At 72.5% G+C, this 21,046-nt stretch carries 21 protein-coding genes; 7 read left to right on the plus strand and 14 right to left on the minus strand.

Annotated elements, in window-relative coordinates:
- Nucleotides 1–93: 93 nt before the first annotated feature.
- Entirely contained in the window at nt 94–762 is a 669-nt protein-coding gene (locus ACFYU9_RS26970) for a methionine ABC transporter permease (RefSeq protein WP_389212793.1), read from the minus strand.
- Entirely contained in the window at nt 759–1,823 is a 1,065-nt protein-coding gene (locus ACFYU9_RS26975) for a methionine ABC transporter ATP-binding protein (protein WP_389346312.1), read from the minus strand. Before ACFYU9_RS26975 ends, ACFYU9_RS26970 begins: the two co-directional genes overlap by 4 nt.
- Before the next feature lie 602 nt (nt 1,824–2,425).
- Here ACFYU9_RS26975 and ACFYU9_RS26980 point away from each other — a divergent pair.
- Nucleotides 2,426–2,788, plus strand: coding sequence for a hypothetical protein (locus tag ACFYU9_RS26980; protein WP_389212790.1), 363 nt, complete (start codon nt 2,426–2,428; stop codon nt 2,786–2,788).
- Nucleotides 2,789–2,790: 2 nt separating this feature from the next.
- Entirely contained in the window at nt 2,791–3,279 is a 489-nt protein-coding gene (locus ACFYU9_RS26985) for a hypothetical protein (protein ID WP_389346313.1), read from the plus strand.
- Here the strand turns inward: ACFYU9_RS26985 and ACFYU9_RS26990 are convergent.
- From ACFYU9_RS26990 to ACFYU9_RS27000, 3 genes are all read right to left on the minus strand, one after another.
- On the minus strand, nt 3,276–3,764 hold the full coding sequence (locus ACFYU9_RS26990) for a GNAT family N-acetyltransferase (protein ID WP_389212786.1): 489 nt from the start codon (nt 3,762–3,764) through the stop codon (nt 3,276–3,278). The genes ACFYU9_RS26985 and ACFYU9_RS26990 overlap by 4 nt on opposite strands.
- A gap of 37 nt (nt 3,765–3,801) precedes the next feature.
- On the minus strand, nt 3,802–4,332 hold the full coding sequence (locus ACFYU9_RS26995; RefSeq protein WP_389212784.1) for a sigma-70 family RNA polymerase sigma factor: 531 nt from the start codon (nt 4,330–4,332) through the stop codon (nt 3,802–3,804).
- 92 nt (nt 4,333–4,424) lie between these two features.
- On the minus strand, nt 4,425–5,615 hold the full coding sequence (locus tag ACFYU9_RS27000) for a glycerophosphodiester phosphodiesterase (protein ID WP_389346314.1): 1,191 nt from the start codon (nt 5,613–5,615) through the stop codon (nt 4,425–4,427).
- Between the two features lie 268 nt (nt 5,616–5,883).
- Here ACFYU9_RS27000 and ACFYU9_RS27005 point away from each other — a divergent pair, with 268 nt between their 5' ends.
- Nucleotides 5,884–6,540 (plus strand): lysophospholipid acyltransferase family protein, encoded by a 657-nt coding sequence (locus ACFYU9_RS27005; protein ID WP_389213129.1) that lies wholly within the window; start codon nt 5,884–5,886, stop codon nt 6,538–6,540.
- A gap of 92 nt (nt 6,541–6,632) precedes the next feature.
- On the opposite strand, the gene ACFYU9_RS27010 is transcribed toward ACFYU9_RS27005, so the two are convergent.
- The 4 genes from ACFYU9_RS27010 to ACFYU9_RS27025 form a co-directional block, all read right to left on the minus strand.
- Nucleotides 6,633–8,189, minus strand: a complete 1,557-nt coding sequence (locus ACFYU9_RS27010; protein WP_389346315.1) for an MFS transporter — start codon at nt 8,187–8,189, stop codon at nt 6,633–6,635.
- Complete coding sequence (locus tag ACFYU9_RS27015; protein WP_389212778.1) at nt 8,186–8,737, minus strand: TetR/AcrR family transcriptional regulator; 552 nt, start codon at nt 8,735–8,737, stop codon at nt 8,186–8,188. The genes ACFYU9_RS27010 and ACFYU9_RS27015 overlap by 4 nt, the downstream gene beginning before the upstream one ends.
- 202 nt (nt 8,738–8,939) lie before the next feature.
- Nucleotides 8,940–10,367, minus strand: coding sequence for an argininosuccinate lyase (gene argH, locus ACFYU9_RS27020; RefSeq protein WP_389212777.1), 1,428 nt, complete (start codon nt 10,365–10,367; stop codon nt 8,940–8,942).
- 89 nt (nt 10,368–10,456) lie between these two features.
- A complete protein-coding gene (locus ACFYU9_RS27025) occupies nt 10,457–11,650 on the minus strand; it encodes an argininosuccinate synthase (protein WP_389212775.1) in 1,194 nt (397 codons plus the stop codon).
- Nucleotides 11,651–11,779: 129 nt separating this feature from the next.
- Between ACFYU9_RS27025 and ACFYU9_RS27030 the strand changes: the two genes are divergently transcribed.
- The 3 genes from ACFYU9_RS27030 to ACFYU9_RS27040 are packed head-to-tail and all read left to right on the plus strand — an operon-like array spanning nt 11,780 to nt 14,505.
- Complete coding sequence (locus ACFYU9_RS27030) at nt 11,780–13,129, plus strand: hypothetical protein (RefSeq protein ID WP_389346316.1); 1,350 nt, start codon at nt 11,780–11,782, stop codon at nt 13,127–13,129.
- A gap of 43 nt (nt 13,130–13,172) precedes the next feature.
- Complete coding sequence (locus tag ACFYU9_RS27035) at nt 13,173–13,769, plus strand: pyridoxamine 5'-phosphate oxidase family protein (protein ID WP_389212772.1); 597 nt, start codon at nt 13,173–13,175, stop codon at nt 13,767–13,769.
- A 37-nt stretch (nt 13,770–13,806) separates the two neighbouring features.
- Nucleotides 13,807–14,505 (plus strand): L,D-transpeptidase, encoded by a 699-nt coding sequence (locus tag ACFYU9_RS27040; protein WP_389346317.1) that lies wholly within the window; start codon nt 13,807–13,809, stop codon nt 14,503–14,505.
- Nucleotides 14,506–14,512: 7 nt separating this feature from the next.
- Here the strand turns inward: ACFYU9_RS27040 and ACFYU9_RS27045 are convergent, their stop codons facing one another.
- From ACFYU9_RS27045 to argC, 5 genes are read right to left on the minus strand one after another with little or no spacing between them, the layout of a single operon-like run.
- Nucleotides 14,513–15,049: an arginine repressor gene (locus ACFYU9_RS27045; RefSeq protein ID WP_389212769.1), complete on the minus strand. Its 537-nt coding sequence runs from the start codon at nt 15,047–15,049 to the stop codon at nt 14,513–14,515.
- A 7-nt stretch (nt 15,050–15,056) separates the two neighbouring features.
- The gene (locus ACFYU9_RS27050) at nt 15,057–16,256 is read right to left on the minus strand and encodes an acetylornithine transaminase (RefSeq protein ID WP_389212767.1); all 1,200 of its coding nucleotides are present in this window, start codon (nt 16,254–16,256) and stop codon (nt 15,057–15,059) included.
- Nucleotides 16,253–17,191: an acetylglutamate kinase gene (gene argB / locus ACFYU9_RS27055; protein WP_389212765.1), complete on the minus strand. Its 939-nt coding sequence runs from the start codon at nt 17,189–17,191 to the stop codon at nt 16,253–16,255. Before argB ends, ACFYU9_RS27050 begins: the two co-directional genes overlap by 4 nt.
- On the minus strand, nt 17,188–18,339 hold the full coding sequence (gene argJ / locus ACFYU9_RS27060) for a bifunctional glutamate N-acetyltransferase/amino-acid acetyltransferase ArgJ (protein WP_389346318.1): 1,152 nt from the start codon (nt 18,337–18,339) through the stop codon (nt 17,188–17,190). The genes argB and argJ overlap by 4 nt, the downstream gene beginning before the upstream one ends.
- Complete coding sequence (gene argC / locus ACFYU9_RS27065; RefSeq protein WP_389212762.1) at nt 18,336–19,364, minus strand: N-acetyl-gamma-glutamyl-phosphate reductase; 1,029 nt, start codon at nt 19,362–19,364, stop codon at nt 18,336–18,338. Before argC ends, argJ begins: the two co-directional genes overlap by 4 nt.
- Nucleotides 19,365–19,578: 214 nt before the next feature.
- Between argC and ACFYU9_RS27070 the strand changes: the two genes are divergently transcribed.
- A complete protein-coding gene (locus tag ACFYU9_RS27070; RefSeq protein WP_389346319.1) occupies nt 19,579–20,883 on the plus strand; it encodes a DUF4241 domain-containing protein in 1,305 nt (434 codons plus the stop codon).
- The last annotated feature ends 163 nt before the right edge of the window (nt 20,884–21,046 follow it).

A 21,046-nucleotide genomic window follows, 5' to 3' on the forward strand; every position in this document is an offset into this window, starting at 1 on the left:
TTTCCGGGTGGAGCGGATTCTTCGCCTGGACAACAAGTCCGGGCTGTTTCTTCGGGTTGCGAAGTCCGGGGCGGCCTTGCGGCCGGGGGTCGCCTAGGCGGTGCGGCCGCGGCGGGCGAGGAGGCGGACGGCGCCGTCTCCGATCAGCTGGACGACGGTCACGATCGCGATCAGGACGACGACGGTCACGAGCATGAAGGTGGTGTCGAAGCGCTGGTAGCCGTAGGTGATGGCCTTGGAGCCGAGGCCCTCGCCGCCGACCGCGCCGGCCATGGCGGAGTAGCCGATGAGCACGATGACGGTGGTGGTGACGGCGGAGACCAGCGAGGGCAGGGCCTGCGGGAGCAGCACCTTGCGGACGATGGTGGGAATGCCGCCGCCCATGGCCTGGACGGCTTCGACGAGCCCGTGGTCGACCTCGCGGACCGCGGTCTCGACGAGCCGCGCGAAGAACGGGATGGCGCCGATGGCAAGCGGCACGATCATCGCGGTGGGGCCGATGAAGGTGCCGACGACGAGGGTGGTGAAGGGGATCAGGGCGATCAGCAGGATGATGAAGGGCAGCGAGCGGCCCACGTTCACGATCGCGCCGACGACCTTGTTCACCGGCCGGTTCTGCAGCAGTCCGCCCTTGTCGGTGAGGACGAGGAGGATGCCGAGCGGGAGGCCGCCGAGGATGGTGACGACGGTGGCCCACAGGACCATGTAGAGGGTGTCGACGGTGCCCTGCTCGAGCAGCGGCTGCATCTCGGACCAGGTCACTTGGCACCTTCCTTCACCAGCGTGGGGGCCTCGGCAGCGGTCTGCGCGGGCACGTGTGCTTCCTCGACGATCTCGACCTGGAGGCCCTGCTCGCGCAGGAAGCCGACCGGGACGACGTTGTCCTCGTAACGGCCGGGGAGCTCGATGCGCATCCGGCCGATCTGGCGGCCGCCGACGGTGTCCATGGCCGCGCCGAGGATCGAGATGTCGATGTTGTACGTACGGGAGAGCTGAGAGATCACCGGCTGGGTGGCGGTCTCGCCCTGGAACGTGACGTCGACGACCGTGTGGTCGGGGCCGGTGGCGGCGCCGCCGACCGGGAACAGCTCGGCCGCCAGCTGGGAGCCGGGGGTGGCGAGCAGTTCGCCGACGGTGCCGGACTCCACGATGCGGCCCTTCTGCATCAGGGCGGCGGAGTCGCAGATGGTCTTGACGACGTCCATCTCGTGCGTGATCAGCAGGACGGTGAGGCCGAGCTGCTGGTTGAGGTCGCGCAGGAGCTGGAGGATGGAGCGGGTGGTCTCCGGGTCGAGGGCGCTGGTGGCCTCGTCGGAGAGCAGCACCTTGGGCTCCCCGGCCAGGGCGCGGGCGATGCCGACGCGCTGCTTCTGGCCGCCGGAGAGCTGGCCGGGGAAGGCCTTGGCCTTGTCGGCGAGGCCGACCAGGTCGAGGAGTTCCAGGGCGCGGCGGGAGCGCTCGGCGCCGGAGACGCCGAGGATCTCCAGGGGAAGTTCGATGTTGTCCTTGACGGTGCGCGAGGACAGCAGGTTGAAGTGCTGGAAGACCATGCCGATGCTGCTGCGCGCCCGGCGCAGGTCCTTCCCGGCGCGGCGGCCCCTGCCGGCGAGCGCGGTGAGGTCGACGCCGTCGACGGTCACGGTGCCGGAGGTGGGGCGCTCCAGGAGGTTGACGCAGCGGATGAGCGAGGACTTGCCGGCGCCGCTCTGGCCGATCACGCCGAAGACCTCGCCTTCGCGGACGTGGAGATCGACGCCGTCCAGAGCGGTGACCTGGCGGCCTCGCGACTCGTAGACCTTGGTCAGGCCCGAAGTGGTGATCACAGGGGTTTCCGTCACTGTCGAGTGCGCGGCGCGTGGGTCCGCCGTGCACGGCATTTCGTCATTCGGACAGTCAGGCGCAGGGCGGCTGGACGCGGGGGTGAACCGGCGGGCAGCGCGTGCGCGGGGCGGCTCGGTCCTGCGCCTGGGTGGGCGGGACCGGCTCGGCCGTCGGGGCTCGCTTCGGGGCGCGAGCTCAGGCGGGGGCCCTCAGTTGGCGCACATTCGACACATACAACGAGCACCGGGCGTCTGGTTCGCCTCGGTCGCAAGGGTGCGGCTGCTCGTCGTGGTCATGGCTGCAAGTAAAGCATGCGCAGGTGCGAACGAAAGAGAGTTGTCCGAATAGCGGACAGCGCTGAGACGCCATCCGGACACGGGGGTCCACGGGGGTGCGGCTCGCGGGCCGGCGGTTGCCCCGCTCCCCCGGGTGTGGCCTGGGCCGTTGCGGGGGCCGGACCGGTCGCCGCGCGGACGGCGGGACGGGCGCCTTGAGGGGCGGGTGTGGCACAGGCCACGGCCCGGGGGGCGCGCGGTGGGCCCGGGGGGCCGCGGTGGTGGGGGCGCGCGCATCGGGCCATTCGGCCCGTAATACCCTCGGGCGCATGCTTGACGCCCTGACGGTCGCGGTCTCGGTGGCCGCGCTCGCCCTCGCCGCCTGGTGCGGCTTCGCCTTCAGCCGTGACCAGTCCACCAAGGACTGGCACTTCATCGGCATGGCCGTGGTGACCTTCCTCGCCCTGGTGCAGCTCGTGGTCGGCATCGTGCAGCTGGCCCGCGGCGAGAAGGCCGACGAGGGCACGGCGATCTTCATCGCCTATCTCATCGGCGCGCTGTGCGCGGTGCCCGCGGCCGGTCTCATGTCGCTCACCGAGCGCAGCAAGTGGGGCTCGGCGACGGTGACGGCGGGCGCGATCGTGCTCGCCGTGCTCGAAGTGCGTCTCTACGACATCTGGACGGTGGGCTGATCATGACCGCGACCGAGAACGGGACCGGGACTGAGGCCGGGACCGAGGCCGGGACGGCGACCGGGGCGGGGACGCGGCGGGCCGGGCGCCTGGTGTCGGGCCCGGGCATGCTGGTCGTCTGGCTGTACGGCGTGATGTCGGTGGGCGCGGTCTCCCGCTCGATCTACCAGATCGCCACCGACTTCGACCGCGCGCCGCTCGCGTACGGCCTGTCCGCCGTCGCCGCCGTGGTCTACGTCTTCATCACGTACACGCTCGTCCGGGGCGGGGAGACGGCCCGGAAGGCGGCGCTGGTGTGCTGCGTCGCCGAGCTCGCGGGCGTACTGACCGTGGGGACGTGGACGCTGGTCGAACCGTCGGCGTTCCCGGATGCGACGGTGTGGTCGGACTACGGCTACGGCTACGTCTTCATCCCGGTGCTGCTGCCGCTGACCGGCATCTGGTGGCTGCGCCGGGCCCGCGAAGGGGCCCGGGCGGTCCAGGCGGCCTAGGCGGCCTTCTCCAGGGTGACCAGGGTCAGCTTCGGACCCACCTCGCGCGTGGCGACCTGCTCGTAGCCCTTGCTGCGGTAGAGCCGCAGGTTGCCCTCGCTGCGGTGGCCGGTGAAGAGCTGGAAGCGCTTGGCGGCGGCCGGGGCCGGCTCGTCGGCGAAGTGGTTCTCGATGGCGTCGAGCAGCCGTCCGCCGAGGCCGTGGCGCTGCATCCGCGGGTGCACGATGAGCTTGGCGATCCGTACGGTGCCGTCCTCGTCGAGCCGGCCCCGCACGGAGGCGACGATCTCGTCGCCGAGGCGGGCGACGAAGCCCCGGCCCTCGGCGAGTTCGGCGCGCAGCTCGGCCAGCGACTGGGTGAGCGGTTCGATGGACCAGTCCTGGTAGATCTCGGCTTCCCGCTGGTAGCAGAGGAACTGCAGCTTGAGGATGCTCTCCGCGTCCTCGGCCGCGTCCGCCGCTGAGATCGTCACGCTCATGCCCATGTGTGCATGCCTCCCGCTCACCTGGTCCGCCGTCGGTCTACGGCACCCTTCCCCGCCCGTCGGGGCCGGGAACCTCCGCAGCCAGCATTCTGCGCAGGCATCCCAGGCAACGGGAACGCATCGGCCCCAGACTCCCCTGTGAGATACCCAACGCCCCTGCGATTTCGCGGTAGGTCGGGTCGTCCGGGTGCAGCATCGCGGTCAGCAGCCGCGGGCAGTGGCCGGGCGTGCGGCGGACGGCGGCCCGCACGGTGCGGCGTCGCTCGGCGACCAGCGCGGAGCTCTCCGGTGACGCCGTCTCAGGAGCCGGTTCGCCCCGGTACGGCCGCTCGCGCGCGTGCGCCCGGCGGGCCCGGCGCGCCTCGGCCCGCACGGCCCCGCGCAGCCACTCGGCGGGGCGCTCGGGCGCGGCCCCGTCCTCGTCGATGCGCTCCAGGAGCCGCAGCCACACGGCCTGTTCGAGGTCGCCCGCCTCGACACCGGCGGCGGACGCCTCGGCCCGGGACTCGGCGGCGAGCAGCGGCGTGAGGGTGGCGAGCAGGGTTTCACGGGAGGCGCGGGAGGTCATGCCCGCGACGATGCGGGGCGGGCCGGGCCCGGTTGCGGGCCCGGCCGTGAATCACCCGGGCGGGGGTACGGGGCGCGTACGAGGTGTCGGCGTCAGCGCCCCGCGAAGTCCGCCGCGGCGAGCAGCGCCGTGTCCGCGTTGTCCGAGAAGATCGCGTCGATGCCCGTCGCGAAGTAGCGCTTCAGCGCCCCGAACGCGTCGCCGTACGCGGTCGGGTCGGTGCCCCTGCGGTACTCCACCGGCAGGAAGGTGTTCTCGTTGCGCATGGTGTACGGGTGGAGGATCAGGCCGGCGGCGTGCGCGTCGCGGACCAGCGTGGTCTCGGTGCCGAGCCGGCCGCTCGCGTCGCGGGGCAGGATCAGGTCGATGGTGGGACCGATGCCCTGGGCGTACGAGGCGATCCAGCGCAGCCCCTCGGGCGTGACCAGGTCGGCGACGGTGCGCGGGTCGCCGGCGGCGACGAAGTCGTAGGGGCGGGTGCTCGCGCCGGAGAGCAGCACGACGCCCGGGGAGTCCACGAGCTTCGCGAGCCGCTGGATGCTGCTGGGCTCGAAGGACTGGAGGAAGAGCGGGGAGTTCGCGCGGTGGCGTCCGTAGCGGCGCAGCAGCTTGGCGAGGCGCTCCTCCAGGGGCAGGCCGATGGAGCGGAAGTAGGTGGGGTGCTTGGTCTCGACGTGCAGCCACACCTCGCGGCCGAGCCGGCGGCCCTCGTCCTCGGCCCAGCGCAGCACCTCCTCGAAGGTGGGCACGGTCCAGCGGCCGTCGTAGAGGGTGTTCTTCTGGCGGACGGCGGGGATGCGCTCCTTGGCCCGCAGGGTCTTGAGCTCGGCGAGCGTGAAGTCCTCGGTGAACCAGCCGGTGATGGCGGTGCCGTCGACGGTCTTGGTGGTCTTGCGGGAGGCGAACTCGGCGTGGTCGGCGACGTCGGTGGTGCCGCCGATCTCGTTCTCGTGGCGGCAGACCAGGTGGCCGTCCTTGGTGGGGACGAGGTCCTGCTCGACGACGTGGGCGCCGAGGTCGAGGGCGAGCTGGTAGGAGCCGAGGGTGTGCTCGGGGCGGTAGCCGCTGGCGCCGCGGTGGCCGATGACGTACGGGACGGGCAGCGCGCGGTAGCCGCGGCCGTGGCCCTGGACGCGGGAGCCGGTCTCGCCGTCGGCGGCGACGGCCGACTGGACGGCCTGCGCGGTGCCGCCGGCGAGGACCGTGGAGCCGCCCAGGACGGCGGCTCCGGCCGCTCCGAGGACCGCTCGTCGGGCCGGGGTCCGGCGCTCGGGCTGAGTCATGAACACTCCTCCGGTGTGCTTCGGTGTGATGTCCCGCACCTGTCAAAGACGTCCACGACGCTAGGCGTCGCCGCCCTACACGCGGCAGACCTGGGCGGAACATGGCGGAAACACACGTCAACACGGTGTATCCACTCAGTGAACCCGATGTGCGACACGCCGTGACCCGCGAGTATCGTCGCCACCTGCACACCGTCGGCTCCACTGCGAGCCGCACCGCCCCGACACCGCCCCGGCACCGGAGGAACCGTTGTCCCGTTTCGCGATCATGAAGGGCACCCTGGGCCCGGTCCTGCGCCTCATGTTCCGGCCTCGCGTCGAGGGCGCCGAGAACGTCCCCGGCACCGGTCCGGTCATCCTCGCGGGCAACCACCTGACCTTCATCGACTCGATGATCATGCCGATCTGTCTCGACCGTCCGGTGTACTTCATCGGCAAGGACGAGTACGTGAAGGGCAAGGGCGTGAAGGGCCGGCTGATGGCCTGGTTCTTCACCAGCGTCGGCATGATCCCGGTGGACCGCGACGGCGGCCGCGGCGGTGTGGCCGCGCTGATGACGGGCCGCCGGGTGCTGGAGGAGGGCAAGATCTTCTCCATCTACCCCGAGGGCACCCGCTCCCCCGACGGCCGGCTCTACCGCGGCCGCACCGGCATCGCCCGGCTCACCCTGATGACCGGCGCGCCCGTGGTGCCGTTCGCGATGATCGGCACCGACAAGGTCCAGCCGGGCGGCTCGGGCATCCCGCGCCCGGGCCGGGTGACCGTCCGCTTCGGCGAGCCGATGGAGTTCTCCCGCTACGACGGCATGGACCGCGACCGGTACGTGCTGCGGGCGGTGACGGACTCGGTGATGGCGGAGGTCATGCGGCTGTCGGGCCAGGAGTACGTGGACATGTACGCCACGAAGGCGAAGGAAGCCGCGTAGCGGACGCGAAGGCCTTGCGCACGAGGAGGGCGCCCCCGGGGATCCGGGGGCGCCCTCCTGTCGTATACGCCGCGCACGTGCGCGGCGGCGCGTCAGTGCTCGACGCCGTCGGCCAGCTTCTGGCCCTTCAGCAGGAACCAGGCCGCGACCGCCGTCGCCAGCAGGACCGCCGCGCCGACGCCCGACGCGATGCGCAGGCCGTGGACGAAGGCGTCCTGGGCGGCCGTGACCAGGGCGTCGGCCTGGGCCGGGTCGAGGCCGGCGGCTGCCTCGACGGCGCCGCCGAGCGAGTCGTGCGCCGCGACGGCGGTGTCGGCGGGGAGGCCGGCCGGGGCGGTGAAGCCCCGGTAGACACCGGTCACGATGGAGCCGAGGATCGCGATGCCGAGGGCCGCGCCCAGCTCGTACGCCGTCTCGGAGACCGCGGAGGCCGAACCGGCCTGGTCCTTCGGGACGCCGGACAGGATGACGTCGGCGGTGACGGTGAACGAGAAGCCCGCGCCCACGCCGACGACGAGCAGGCTCGCGCCGAGCAGCGGGTAGCCGGTGGACTGGCCGAGGGCGGTCAGGGCCGCGAGGGCGAGTCCGATGGCGGCGAGACCGCCGGCGACGACGGACCTGACGGAGAACCGGCGGGCCACGTTGCCCGCGACCAGACCGGCCGTCACCGCGCCGACCGCGGCGGGCAGTTCGGCGAGTCCCGCCTCCAGCGGCTGGCGGCCCTGGACCAGCTGGAAGAACTGGGACAGGAAGAACACCAGGCCGGACAGGCCGAGGATGGTCAGCAGGTCGGCGAGGACGGCGCCGGAGAAGCCGCGGTTGCGGAACAGGCGCATGTCCAGGAGCGGGGTCGGCAGGGTGAGCTGACGCCGCACGAACCAGGCGAGACCGCCGATGCCGGCGACCGCGGCGAGGCCCACCTCGGCGGTGAGGCCGTGGGAGGCCAGCTCCTTGATCGCGTAGACGACACCGATCATGCCGACGAGCGAGAGGCCGACGCTGGGCAGGTCCCACGGGCCGGGGTTCGGGTTCTTCGACTCGGGGATCAGCTTGATGCCGACGAGGACCAGGACGGCCATCACGGGCAGGTTGATGAGGAAGACCGAGCCCCACCAGAAGTGTTCGAGCAGGAAGCCGCCGACGACCGGGCCCACGGCCGCGCCGGCCGAGGCCATGGCGCCCCAGATGCCGATGGCGAGGCTGCGCTCGCGCGGGTCGTGGAAGAGGTTGCGGATCAGGGCGAGCGTGGACGGCATCAGGGTGGCACCGGCGACACCGAGCAGGGCGCGGGCCAGGATCATCATCTCGGGGCTGGTCGCGTACGCGTTGAGCACGGAGACGGCGCCGAACGCGACGGCACCGCTGAGCAGCAGCTTCTTGCGGCCGATGCGGTCGCCGAGGCTGCCCATGGAGACCAGGAGTCCGGCGATGACGAAGGAGTAGACGTCGCCGATCCACAGCAGCTGGGTGCCGGACGGCTTGAGGTCCTCGGAGAGGAAGGGCGTCGCGAGGCCGAGTACGGTGGCGTCCACGGCCACGAGCAGCACGGCCAGGACGAGCACGGCGAGGGCGAGCCACCGGCCACGGCGGCGGACGCCCTCGATATGGCTCTCGCGTACGGTCGCGTCCTTGACGCTGTCGATGGTCACTTCTCCACGCTCCTGCGCGCTCCGCCGAGCAGCAGCTCGGCGATCATGAATTGAAAGTCCTTGGCGGCGACCCGCCCGTCGGCGACGGCCCAGGCGCCCGAGCCGACCAGCCCGTAGAAGGCCTCGCAGAGCCAGGCGGGCGTCAGGTCGATCCGGAAGACGCCCTCCTCCTGGCCGCGCCGGAAGAGCCCGGCGAGCCGGTCGTCGAGCCGGGCCCAGCCCTCGTTCTGCCCCTCGCCCTCGAACAGCTGGTTCTCGGTGTAGAGGAAGGCGAGCAGGGGGGCGACGGGCTCCGACGCGCCGATCAGGCGGCGTACGGCCTCGTCGGCCGGCCCCTCGTCGAGGCGCGCCTTCTCGAGCGCGACCTCGGTCTCCTCGATGCACAGCTGCTCCAGCGCCCGGATCAGGGCGTCCCGCCCCGCGAAGTGCCGGTGCAGCGTGGCACGGCCGATCCCGGCGGCCCGGGCGACCTCGTCCAGCGTGGCGGTCGCCTTGCGGGAGAGTAGGGCTGCGGCGGCGTGGAGCACCTGGGTGCGATCGACTGACATGAGACAACCATACACCGAATGAGACATTGATGTCTCATTCGAAAGATCGATGCCTCACAGGGGCTTGGAAGAATGCCGTGGCCACGCGGCGGAACAACGACGCCGCCGCCCCGCCGCTGCACGTCGATCCCCGGCTCGGACTGCTCCGGCCGGGCTTCGACAGTGCTCGCGGACTGGGCGGCGGCGCTGTAGGAGCGTGGTTTCAGTTCTTGGCGTTCGCCCAGGCGTGCTGGACGACCAGGTCCGCCTTGACCTCGACCAGCTGCGCGGCGACCGCCGACGGGGCCGTGCCACCGCGGCCGTCGCGGGAGGCGAGGGCGCCGGGGACGTTGAGGACGGTGCGGACCTCGGGGGTGAGGTGCTCGGAGATCTTGGCGAACTGGTCGTCCGTCAGGCCGTCGAGCTCCTTGCCCTCCGCCTCGGCGACCTTCACGCACTCGCCGGCCACCTCGTGCGCCACCCGGAACGGCACGCCCTGCTTGACCAGCCACTCGGCGATGTCGGTCGCGAGGGAGAAGCCGGCCGGGGCGAGCTCCTCCATGCGCTCCCGGTTGACGGTGAGGGTCGCCATCATGCCGGTGAAGGCGGGCAGCAGGACCTCCAGCTGGTCGCAGGAGTCGAAGACCGGCTCCTTGTCCTCCTGGAGGTCCCGGTTGTAGGCGAGCGGCAGCGCCTTCAGCGTCGCCATCAGGCCGGACAGGTTGCCGATGAGCCGGCCGGACTTGCCCCGGGCGAGCTCGGCGATGTCCGGGTTCTTCTTCTGCGGCATGATCGACGAGCCGGTGGAGAAGGCGTCGTGGAGGGTCACGAAGGAGAACTCCTTCGTGTTCCAGATGATGATCTCCTCGGCGATCCGGGAGAGGTTCACGCCGATCATCGCGGTGACGAAGGCGAACTCGGCGACGAAGTCACGGGAGGCCGTGCCGTCGATCGAGTTGCCGGCCGAGCCCCGCTCGAAGCCGAGGTCCCTGGCGACCGCCTCCGGGTCGAGCCCGAGGGAGGAGCCGGCGAGCGCGCCGGAGCCGTAGGGGGAGACGGCGGTCCGGGTGTCCCACTGCCGCAGCCGCTCGGCGTCCCGGGAGAGCGACTGGACGTGCGCGAGGACGTGGTGGGCGAAGAGCACCGGCTGGGCGTGCTGGAGGTGGGTGCGGCCCGGCATGGCGACGTCCGGGTGCGCCTCGGCGAGGCCGACGAGCGCGTCCTGGAGCTCGGCGATCAGCCCGCCGATGATCCGGGCGTGGTCCCGCAGGTACATCCGGAAGAGCGTGGCGACCTGGTCGTTGCGGGACCGGCCGGCCCGCAGCTTGCCGCCGAGCTCGGCCCCGAGCCGCTCCAGGAGACCGCGCTCCAGGGCGGTGTGGACGTCCTCGTCGGCGATGGTGCCGGTGAAGGAGCCGTCGGCGACGTCCGCCTCCAGCTGGTCGAGCCCGGCCAGCATGCGGGTCAGCTCGTCCTCGGTGAGCAGGCCGGCCTTGTGGAGCACGCGCGCGTGGGCACGGGAGCCGGCGATGTCGTACGGCGCGAGCCGCCAGTCGAAGTGGACGGACGCGGACAGCTTCGCCAGGGCCTCGGCGGGACCGTCGGCGAAACGGCCGCCCCAGAGCCGGACGTCACCGTTGTTGCTGCTCACAGCTGTTGCTCCTCAGGACAGGTCTCTGGATGTGCCACCGCCTCCCCGCCGCGGACGGATCGGGGAGGCGGCTGTCGAACGACGGTGGATCAGGCGAGGTCACGCTTCGCGGCGATCTTCGCCGAGAGGGCGAAGATGTCGATGAAGCCCTGGGCCTTCGACTGGTCGAAGGTGTCGCCGGTGTCGTACGTGGCCAGGTTGAAGTCGTAGAGCGACTCGGCGGACTTCCGGCCGGTGACGACCGCGCGGCCGCCGTGCAGGGTCATCCGGATGTCGCCGGTGACGTGCTGGTTGGCCTCGTCGATGAAGCCGTCCAGGGCGCGCTTGAGCGGCGAGAACCACAGGCCGTCGTAGACGAGCTCGCCCCAGCGCTGCTCGACCTGCCGCTTGTAGCGGGCCAGCTCGCGCTCGACGGTGACGCTCTCCAGCTCCTGGTGGGCGGTGATCAGGGCGATCGCGCCGGGAGCCTCGTACACCTCGCGGGACTTGATGCCGACGAGACGGTCCTCGACCATGTCGATCCGGCCGACGCCCTGGGCGCCGGCGCGCTCGTTGAGCTGCTGGATGGCCTGGAGGACGGTGACGGGCTTGCCGTCGATGGCGACCGGGACGCCCTCCTTGAAGGAGATGACGACCTCGTCGGGCTCGCGGACGGCCGCCGGGTTCTCGGTGTACTCGTAGATGTCCTCGATCGGCGCGTTCCAGATGTCCTCGAGGAAGCCGGTCTCGATGGCGCGGCCGAAGACGTTCTGGTCGATGGAGTACGGGGACTTCTTGGTGGTCGCGATCGGCAGGTTCGCCTTCTCGGCGAAGGCGATGGCCTTGTCGCGGGTCATCGCGTAGTCGCGGACCGGGGCGATGCACTTCAGGCCGGGGCCGAGGGCCTGGATGCCGGCCTCGAAGCGGACCTGGTCGTTGCCCTTGCCGGTGCAGCCGTGGGCGACGATCGAGGCGCCGTGCTTCTCGGCGGCGGCGACGAGGTGCTTCACGATGGCCGGCCGCGAGAGCGCGGAGACCAGCGGGTAGCGGTCCATGTAGAGGGCGTTGGCCTTGATCGCCGGGAGGCAGTACTCGTCGGCGAACTCGTCCTTGGCGTCCGCGACCTCGGCCTCGACCGCGCCACAGGCGAGCGCGCGCTTGCGGATGACGTCCAGGTCCTCGCCGCCCTGGCCGACGTCCACGGCGACGGCGATGACCTCGGCACCGGTCTCCTCGGCGATCCAGCCGATGGCGACGGAGGTGTCCAGGCCGCCCGAGTAGGCGAGTACGACGCGCTCGGTCACGGGGTTCTCCTTACCTTGCAACCACTGATGGGTATAACTATGCAGTCCTCCGTATGTTTTGTCAAAGCACCTTGGCCACGGAGGGAAAATCGCAGGCGGGAAGAGGTGCGCGGGCCCTAGCGTGCGTGCATGACAAACGAGGAGCGCTCGCTGACGGCGGCGGTACGGGGACTCGCGCGCGGGTGCGCGCTCGGCGAGCTCGTCGACCTGTGGCAGCCGGTCACCTGGCTCGCCCTCGACGAGCGCATCCGGTCCGGCACCGACCATGGCATCGAGCGCCCCGACCCCCGCCGGCTCGCCGCGAGCCGGCGGCCCGCCGCCCCACCGGGTCTCCCGGACGGCCCGGCGCCGGCCGAGGCGGAGCTCGCCCTCGCCCTGTGCGACGCCGACGGCCACCTCCGCGAGGCCGCCCTCGCCCACGCCGCCCGCCTCCCCGCCGTCCTGCCGCTCGTCGCCGTGCGCACCACCGACTGGGTCCCGGCGGTACGGGCCAGGGCATGGGAAGTCCTCTCCGCCGCCCTGCCCGCGGCCGACGAGCGGACCCTCGCCGCCACCGTCCCCGTGATCCTCCGGCTGCGCGACCGCAAGCGCGGCGGCATGGCGGCAGGCATGCTCCAGGAGCTGCTGCGCGCCGCACCGCCCGCCTCCCTCACCGCTCTCCTGCGCAACCCGGACCGGCGCACCCGCCGGATCGCCCTCGGCCTCGCCGTCGAGCGCGGGCTGCTCTCCCCCGCCGAACTGGCGCACCTCGCCGCCCACGACGAGGACGTGGCCGTCCGGTCCCGGGCCGCGGACGCGGCGCTCGCGGCCGGCGTGCCCGACGAGACGCTGCCGCTGCTGCTCGGCGCGCGGTCCGGCGCGGTGCGCTCGGCCGGGGTGACCGCGCTGCGCGGGGCCGGGCGGGCGGCGGAGGCGGAGCCGTACCTCTTCGACCGGTCGGGGCTGGTGCGGGCCTGCGCGCGCTGGGTGCTGCGCCAGGACGGCCGGGATCCGCTGCCGCTCTACCGGGCGGCCTGCGCCGATCCCGCGACGGTGCCCGACCGGGCGCCGCTCGGGCTCGCGGAGTGCGGTGACCGAAAGACGGACGCGGCGGTGCTGTGGGAGCTGACCGGGCACGACCGGGCGGCGGTGCGCGCTTGCGCCGTCATGGGCCTGCGCGTCCTGGAGGTCGCGGACATCGCCCGGCTGCTGCCCCTGCTCGACGACCCCGCGCCCGGTGTCGTGCGGGAGGCGGCGCGGGCCCTGCTGCCGTGGGCGGACCGGCTGCCGGAGGCGGAGCTGCTGCGCCGCGCCGGCGCCGACCGGCCGGCGCACGTCCGCAAGCGGGTCCGGAGGCTGCTGGACGCGCTGGGCTCGACCGCGTACGAGGAGACGGCCCGGCAGCTCGTCGAGGACGCGGAGCCGGGTCCGGTGCCGGTGCCACGGGCCCGGGTCCGGCGGTGGTTCCGGTGGAACCGACCGCTGCGGCCCGGCCGTTGAAACGCCTGGGCGGTTCCGGCGCCGCGCGTACAGAATGAGCCACATGGGAAAAGCGTATGAACGCATCGACAGACGTCTGCGGGACTTCATCGAGGAACAGCCCCTCTTCTTCACCGCGACCGCGCCGCTCGCCGGCGACGGCACGATCAACCTCTCCCCCAAGGGACTGCGCGGTTCCTTCGCCGTGATCGACGAACACACCGTCGCCTACCTGGACTTCGCCGGATCGAACGCCGAGACCGTGGCGCACCTGCGCGAGAACGGGCGCATCACGCTCATGTGGTGCGCCTTCCAGGGGCCGCCGAACATCGTGCGGATCCACGGTCGCGGCGAGCCGGTGTTCCGGGATGACGAGCGCTGGGGCGAGCTGCTCGGGCACTTCGACGGGATCGACCCGGAGCCGCACGGGCCGCGGGCGATCATCGTGGTGCGGGTCGAGCTGGTGCGGGACACCTGCGGCTTCACCGTGCCGCTCATGACGTACGACGAGGAACGCGACCTGCACGGGAAGCGCTTCGGGCGCGAGGACGACGCCTCGCTGAGCGAGTACTTCACGAAGAAGGAGCACATCGCCGCCAGCATCGACGGGCTCCCGGGCCTGCCGCTGCCGCTGCCGCCGCTCCCCCGCACGGGTCAGTAGCCTGGCGGGGCGGGTGCCCGGCCTCTAGCGTCGCCGCATGCGTACCCTTCTCGCGCTCGGGGTCCTCGTCACGGCGCTCGCCCAGGCACCCGCGCCCGCCCTGTCGCCCGCGCCGCTGCCCGCGCGGATGGCGGACACCGGCGGCGGCTCGCAGCTGATCACGGCCGAGGCCGCGGACACCGGTGCCACGTCCGGCACCGTCACCTGGTGGGACCGGCGCGGCGGGCGCTGGGTGCGGGCGGGATCGGCGGCCGCGCGTTTCGGCGCGAACGGGCTGGCCGAGGGGGCGACGCGGCGGCAGGGCACGAACACCACGCCGACCGGGCTCTACCGGCTTCCGTACGCCTTCGGGACCGCGCCCGCGCCCGCCGGGACGGCGTACCGCTACGCCCGGGTGACCGACCGGTCCTGGTGGTGCCAGGACAACGACGCGCGCGCCTACAACCGCTGGGTGGAGGGGCTGCCCGGGGACTGCCGGGCCGGCGAGGCGGAGCATCTCGCCTCGTACCCGAGGCAGTACGCGTACGCGCTGGTCATCGGGTTCAACTACGACCGCCCGGTGCGCGGGCGCGGCGCCGGGATCTTCCTGCACGTGAACGGGCGCGGGGCGACGGCCGGCTGTGTGTCCGTGCCCGCGGAGGCGATGCGCCGGATCCTGGCCTGGGCGGATCCGGTCCGCCGGCCGCACATCGCCGTCGGCACGCGGGGCGGGCCGACGGCGATCACGCGCTACTGAGCGGGGCTCAGCGCTCCTTCTGCGCGAGGCGCAGCAGGTGGTCGGCGAGCGCCTGGCCGCCGGCCGGGTCGCGGGAGATGAGCAGCAGCGTGTCGTCGCCCGCGATCGTGCCGAGGATCGCGTTCAGTTCGGCCTGGTCGATGGCCGACGCGAGGAACTGGGCGGCGCCCGGCGGGGTGCGCAGCACCACCAGGTTGGCGGACGCCTCGGCGGAGATCAGCAGTTCACCGGAGAGGCGGCGCATCCGCTCCTCCTTGGCGGACTCGCCGAGCGGGGCCTGCGGGGTGCGGAAGCCGCCCTCGCTTGGCACCGCGTAGATCAGTTCGCCGCCCGTGTTGCGGATCTTCACGGCTCCGAGCTCGTCGAGGTCGCGGGAGAGCGTCGCCTGGGTGACGCTCAGTCCGTCGTCCGCGAGGAGCTTGGCCAGCTGGCTCTGCGAGCGCACCGGCTGCCGGTTGAGGATGTCGACGATCCTGCGGTGGCGGGCGGTGCGGGTCTGCGGAACGGACGGCCCGGCGTGTTCGTGTTCCTGCGCGTCGGTCATCGTCGTCTCATTCTCCGGTTCGTCCTTCCCCGTTCACCACGTCGAGGACACCGGGCAGGGCCTGCAGGAAGGCGTCCACCACCGCGTCTCCGACGATCAGCGGCGGCATGAGCCGTACGACATCGGGGGCGGGCGCGTTCACCAGGAGTCCGGCGTCCTGAGCCGCCTGCTGCACCTGCGGCGCGAGGGACTCGGTGAGCACGATACCCAGGAGCAGGCCCGCGCCACGGACATGGGAGACCAACGGGTGGCCGAGACCCTCGATTCCGTCGCGCAGTTTCTCGCCGAGCCGCTTGACCTCGTCGAGGACGGCGTCGCCGCCGAGGGTGTCCAGGACGGCGAGTCCGGCGGCGCAGGCGACCGGGTTGCCGCCGAAGGTGGTGCCGTGGTGGCCGGGCGTGAAGAGTTCCGCGGCCGGGCCGAAGGCGACGGTGGCGCCGAGCGGGAGGCCGCCGCCGAGGCCCTTGGCGAGGGTGACGATGTCGGGGTCGACGCCCTCGTGGGCCTGGTGCTCGAACCAGGTGCCGCAGCGGCCGATGCCGGTCTGCACCTCGTCGAGGACGAGCAGGGTGCCGGTGGCGCGGGTGATCTCGCGGGCGGCCTTGAGGTAGCCGGCGGGCGGGACGACGACGCCGTTCTCGCCCTGGATCGGCTCGATGATGACGAAGGCCGTGTCCTCGGTGACGGCGGCGCGCAGCGCGTCGGCGTCCCCGTACGGCACGTGCGTGACGTCGCCGGGCAGCGGCTGGAAGGGGCCCTGCTTGCCGGGCTGGCCGGTGAGCGCGAGGGCACCCATGGTCCGGCCGTGGAAGCCGCCGGTGGTGGCGACCATGTGTCGGCGGCCGGTGAGCCGGCCGAGCTTGAAGGCGGCCTCGTTGGCCTCGGCGCCGGAGTTGCAGAAGAACACCCGGCCGGGCCGGCCGAAGAGCTGGAGCAGCTTCTCGGCGAGGGCGACGGGCGGCTCGGCGACGAAGAGGTTGGAGACGTGGCCGAGGGAGGCGATCTGCTTCGACACGGCGTCGACGACGGCCGGGTGGCCGTGGCCGAGGGCGTTGACGGCGATGCCGCCGACGAAGTCGAGGTACGCGTTGCCGTCGGCGTCCCAGACGGTGGCGCCCTCGCCGCGGACGAGCGGCAGCCGCGGGGTGCCGTAGTTGTCCATCAGCGAGCCCTGCCAGCGCTGGGTCAGCTCCTGGTTGACGCTCATGCTTCCCCCTGAACGTTCCGGTCGTCGGGCACGACCATGGTGCCGATGCCCTCGTCGGTGAAGATCTCCAGCAGGATCGAGTGCTGTACCCGGCCGTCGATGACGCGCGCCGTGCGCACGCCGTTGCGCACGGCGTGCAGGCAGCCCTCCATCTTGGGGACCATGCCGCTGGAGAGCTCGGGCAGCAGCTTCTCCAGCTGGCTCGCGGTGAGCCGGCTGATGACCTCGTCGCTGTTCGGCCAGTCCTCGTAGAGGCCCTCGACGTCGGTCAGGACCATCAGCGTTTCGGCGCCCAGCGCAGCAGCGAGTGCCGCAGCCGCCGTATCAGCATTGACGTTGTAGACATGGTCGTCGTCCTGGGAGCGGGCGATGGAGGAGACGACGGGGATGCGCCCGTCGGCGAGGAGTGCCTCGATCGCGCCGGTGTCGATGTGGGTGATCTCGCCGACCCGGCCGATGTCGACGGTCTCGCCGTCGATCTCCGGCAGGTGCTTGGTGGCGGTGATGGTGTGGGCGTCCTCGCCGGTGAGGCCGACGGCGAGCGGGCCGTGCTGGTTGAGCAGGTTGACCAGCTCGCGCTGGACCTGTCCGGCCAGCACCATCCGTACGACGTCCATGGCCTCCTCGGTGGTGACCCGCAGGCCGGCCCTGAACTCGCTGACGATGCCGTGCCTGTCGAGCGCGGCGCTGATCTGCGGGCCGCCGCCGTGCACGACGACGGGCTTGAGGCCGGCGTGGCGCAGGAAGACGACGTCCTGGGCGAAGGCGGCCTTGAGGTCGGCGTCGATCATGGCGTTGCCGCCGAACTTGATGACGACGGTCTTGCCGTGGTGGCGGGTGAGCCAGGGCAGCGCCTCGATGAGGGTCTGCGCCTTGGGCAGGGCGGTGTGCTTGCGCGCGGCCGGGTTCGCGCCCGGGTTCCGAGGATCGCTCATGACGAGTACGCGCTGTTCTCGTGGACGTAGTCGGCGGTGAGGTCGTTGGCCCAGATGACGGCGGACTCGGACCCGGCGGCGAGGTCGGCGGTGACGACGACCTCCCGGAAGCGCATGTCGACGAGCTCGCGGTCCTCGCCGACGGAGCCGTTCTTGCAGACCCAGACGCCGTTGATGGCGACGTTCAGCCGGTCGGGTTCGAAGGCGGCGGAGGTGGTGCCGATGGCGGAGAGCACCCGGCCCCAGTTGGGGTCCTCGCCGTGGATGGCGCACTTGAGCAGGTTGTTGCGGGCGATGGAGCGGCCGACCTCGACGGCGTCGTCCTCGGTGGCCGCGTTGATCACCTCGATCCGGATGTCCTTGCTGGCGCCCTCGGCGTCGCCGATGAGCTGGCGGGCGAGGTCGGCGCAGACCTCCTGGACGGCCTGGGCGAACGCGTCCTGGGTCGGGGTGACGCCGGCGGCGCCTGAGGCGAGGAGCAGCACGGTGTCGTTGGTGGACATGCAGCCGTCGGAGTCGACCCGGTCGAAGGTGAGCCTGGTGGCGTGGCGCAGGGCCGCGTCGAGGCCGGGGGCGTCGACGTCGGCGTCGGTGGTGAGGACGACGAGCATGGTGGCGAGGCCGGGGGCGAGCATGCCCGCGCCCTTGGCCATGCCGCCGACGGTCCACCCTTCCCTCGTGACGACCGCGGTCTTGTGGACGGTGTCGGTGGTCTTGATGGCGATGGCGGCCTTCTCGCCGCCGTGCGCGGACAGCTCGGCCGCGGCCTTCTCGACGCCGGGGAGCAGCTTGTCCATGGGGAGCAGTTCGCCGATGAGCCCGGTGGAGGCGACGGCGACCTCACCCGCCCCGATGTCCAGGACCTCGGCGGCCTTCTCGGCGGTGGCGTGGGTGTCCTGGAAGCCCTGCGGGCCGGTGCAGGCGTTGGCGCCGCCGGAGTTGAGGACGACGGCGGTCAGCTCGCCGTCGGCGAGGACCTGCTGGGACCACAGGACCGGGGCGGCCTTGACGCGGTTGGAGGTGAAGACTCCCGCGGCGGCGCGGCGCGGTCCGGTGTTGACCACGAGGGCCAGGTCCGGATTGCCGTTCTGCTTGATCCCGGCCGCGATGCCCGCGGCCGTGAATCCCTTCGCTGCGGTGACGCTCATGGAGCGACTCCAATCGTGGAGAGTCCGGTGGTCTCGGGAAGCCCGAGCGCGATGTTCATGCTCTGCACCGCGCCGCCGGCGGTGCCCTTGGTGAGGTTGTCGATGGCGCTGATCACGATGATCCGGTTCGCCGCCGGGTCGTACGCGACCTGCATCTGAACGGCGTTGGAACCGTGGACGGACGCCGTGGCCGGCCACTGCCCCTCGGGCAGCAGGTGGACGAACGGCTCGTCGGCGTACGCCTTCTCGTACACGGCGCGCAGCGACTCGGCGGTGACGCCGGGCCGGGCGGTGGCCGAGCAGGTGGCGAGGATGCCGCGGGGCATCGGCGCGAGGGTGGGCGTGAAGGAGACGGTGATCCGCTCGCCCGCCGCCGCGCTGAGGTTCTGGATCATCTCGGGGGTGTGCCGGTGGCCGCCGCCGACGCCGTACGGGGACATGTTGCCCATGACCTCGCTGCCGAGCAGATGGGGCTTGGCGGCCTTGCCGGCGCCGGAGGTGCCGGAGGCGGCGACGATCACGGCCTCGCTCTCGGCGAGCCCGGCTCCGTACGCCGGGAAGAGCGCGAGGGACACGGCGGTGGGATAGCAGCCGGGCACCGCGATGCGCTTGGACCCCTCCAGCGCGGCACGGGCGCCCGGCAGTTCGGGAAGACCGTACGGCCAGGTGCCGGCGTGCGGGGAGCCGTAGAAGGTCTCCCAGTCGGCCGCGTCCTTCAGCCGGAAGTCGGCGCCCATGTCGACGACGAGGACGTCCGGGCCGAGCTGCTCGGCGACGGCGGCGGACTGCCCGTGCGGCAGCGCGAGGAAGACGACGTCGTGCCCGGCGAGGGCCTCGGGAGTGGTCTCGGCGAGCACCCGGTCGGCGAGCGGCAGCAGGTGCGGCTGGAGGCCGCCGAGCCGCTGACCGGCGTTGGAGTGGCCGGTCAGGGTGCCGATCTCGACCTCGGGATGGGCGAGGAGAAGGCGCAGGAGCTCTCCGCCCGCGTATCCGCTCGCGCCCGCGACTGCTGCTCGTACCGTCATCGACATCCTCCTCATGGATGGCATGACTATACGAGCTCTCGCAGTTTTATGCAAAGCCCTCGGCTCGTGCCTCGCCCGGCAGGGAAGTGAGGCCCGCTGCGGAGCGGCGCGGCCGTCACGGCGCCTCGCCCGCGGCCGCGAAGGACGGGCCGTTGTCACAGGCGGCGGCTATGTTGCGGCTCGGCAGGCAAGCGGGCGGGAGCGGGGAGCGGCGATGGTGATCGAGGTGGGGTACGCGCGGGCGTGGGACCCGGAGGCCCGCTCTCCCTGGTGGCCGATACCGGTGGAGGAGGCCCGTGAGCGCGATGCCGCCGGGCTTCCGTACGTGGTGGTGTACCGGACGGCGGGCCGGGAGGCTCCGCTGGAGGTCCGGCTCGTCTCCTGGCGGGACCACTTCGCCGGACTGTGGGTCTACGACGCCCAGGGCCGCCGTACGTACGACCTGGACATGCGGCTGCTGGACGACCCGGCGCGGCTGCTGCGCCGGTGCACCGTCGGCTGGAGCTACACCGGTCCGGAGATGGCGGAATTCGACGACTCGTGCCCGCGCGTCACCGTGGAGCTCTTCCCTGACGGAAGGGGCCGGCGGACGGAGGAGCCCAGCGGCATCCACGGCAGCGCCCGCTCCACCGTGCCCCGCGTCCCGGACAGCGAGCGCTGGCTGGACCGGCCCGCCTTCGGAGAATGGCCGCTGCTCTCGGCCGAGGTCCACGGGCTCACGGAACCGCCCGCCTTCGCGATCGCGGAGGTCACGGAACCGGCCGCCTTCGCGATCGCGGAGGCGGCCGGCGACGACGACGGCCCCGCGCCCGCCACGTGCTGGCGTCCGCCCCGGGCGGCGCGGCCCGGCCCGGTCGGCGAGCTGTTCCGGCCCGGCGTGCGGGTGACCGACGGGTACCACCCCGAGATGACGGTCGTGGAGCCCCGGCGCATCGGCACCCTGCGCGTGCCCAGCGGGCTGCTGGCCGTCTCCGGTCCGGACATCGACGACGGCGACGGGCCGCACCTCACGGTCCCCGTGCCGCCCGGGGAGTACGCGCTGGAGGAGGCGCGGGCCCGGCACACCTACCACTGCGAGTGGGAGGGCAAGCAGGTCACGCGCGCGGACGCCACGGCCGTCCGCGTCCTCGTCAGCGACATCCCCGCCGCGACCTGGGAGATGGCCCGCCGGCCCGACGACGACCCCCGCCTGCTCCCGGAGAACGGGATCTTCGGATTCGACACCGACGGCGCCACGGGGTGCTTCGGCGACGCGGGCGCCTGGGAGCCGCTCCTCGCACTCTTCGAGAGAGGGCTGATCCAGGCAGACCCGGACCTGGAACCGGACGCGTACGAGGACATCGACGACTCCATGTACCTGCTGCGCACCCGGGACCGGGCTTCCGGCGGCGAACTGGTGGCCTTCGCGACGACCGGGGACGGCACCTATCCCGTCTGGGTCGGCCGTTCCGAGGCCGGCGAGGTGGTCGGCGTCGTGGTGCCGGTGGCGGGCATGCCCGAGCTGCTCCCGGAGAGCTGAACCGCCGCCGTCGCACCACCGTTGCCGTCGATGTCCGCGGCAACGGCCCGGATCATGGCCACCCGATCGGGTGGCCCGGCGGGTGGGATGACGTCACGCTGAAGAGGAGGGCGCCGCGCCGGCGGCCCGGGCGGCCGGGGCATCGGGCCGGCGTGCGGGAGGC

Origin of the sequence: Streptomyces sp. NPDC004327 (assembly GCF_042873935.1) — a bacterium.
GTDB lineage: Bacteria > Actinomycetota > Actinomycetes > Streptomycetales > Streptomycetaceae > Streptomyces.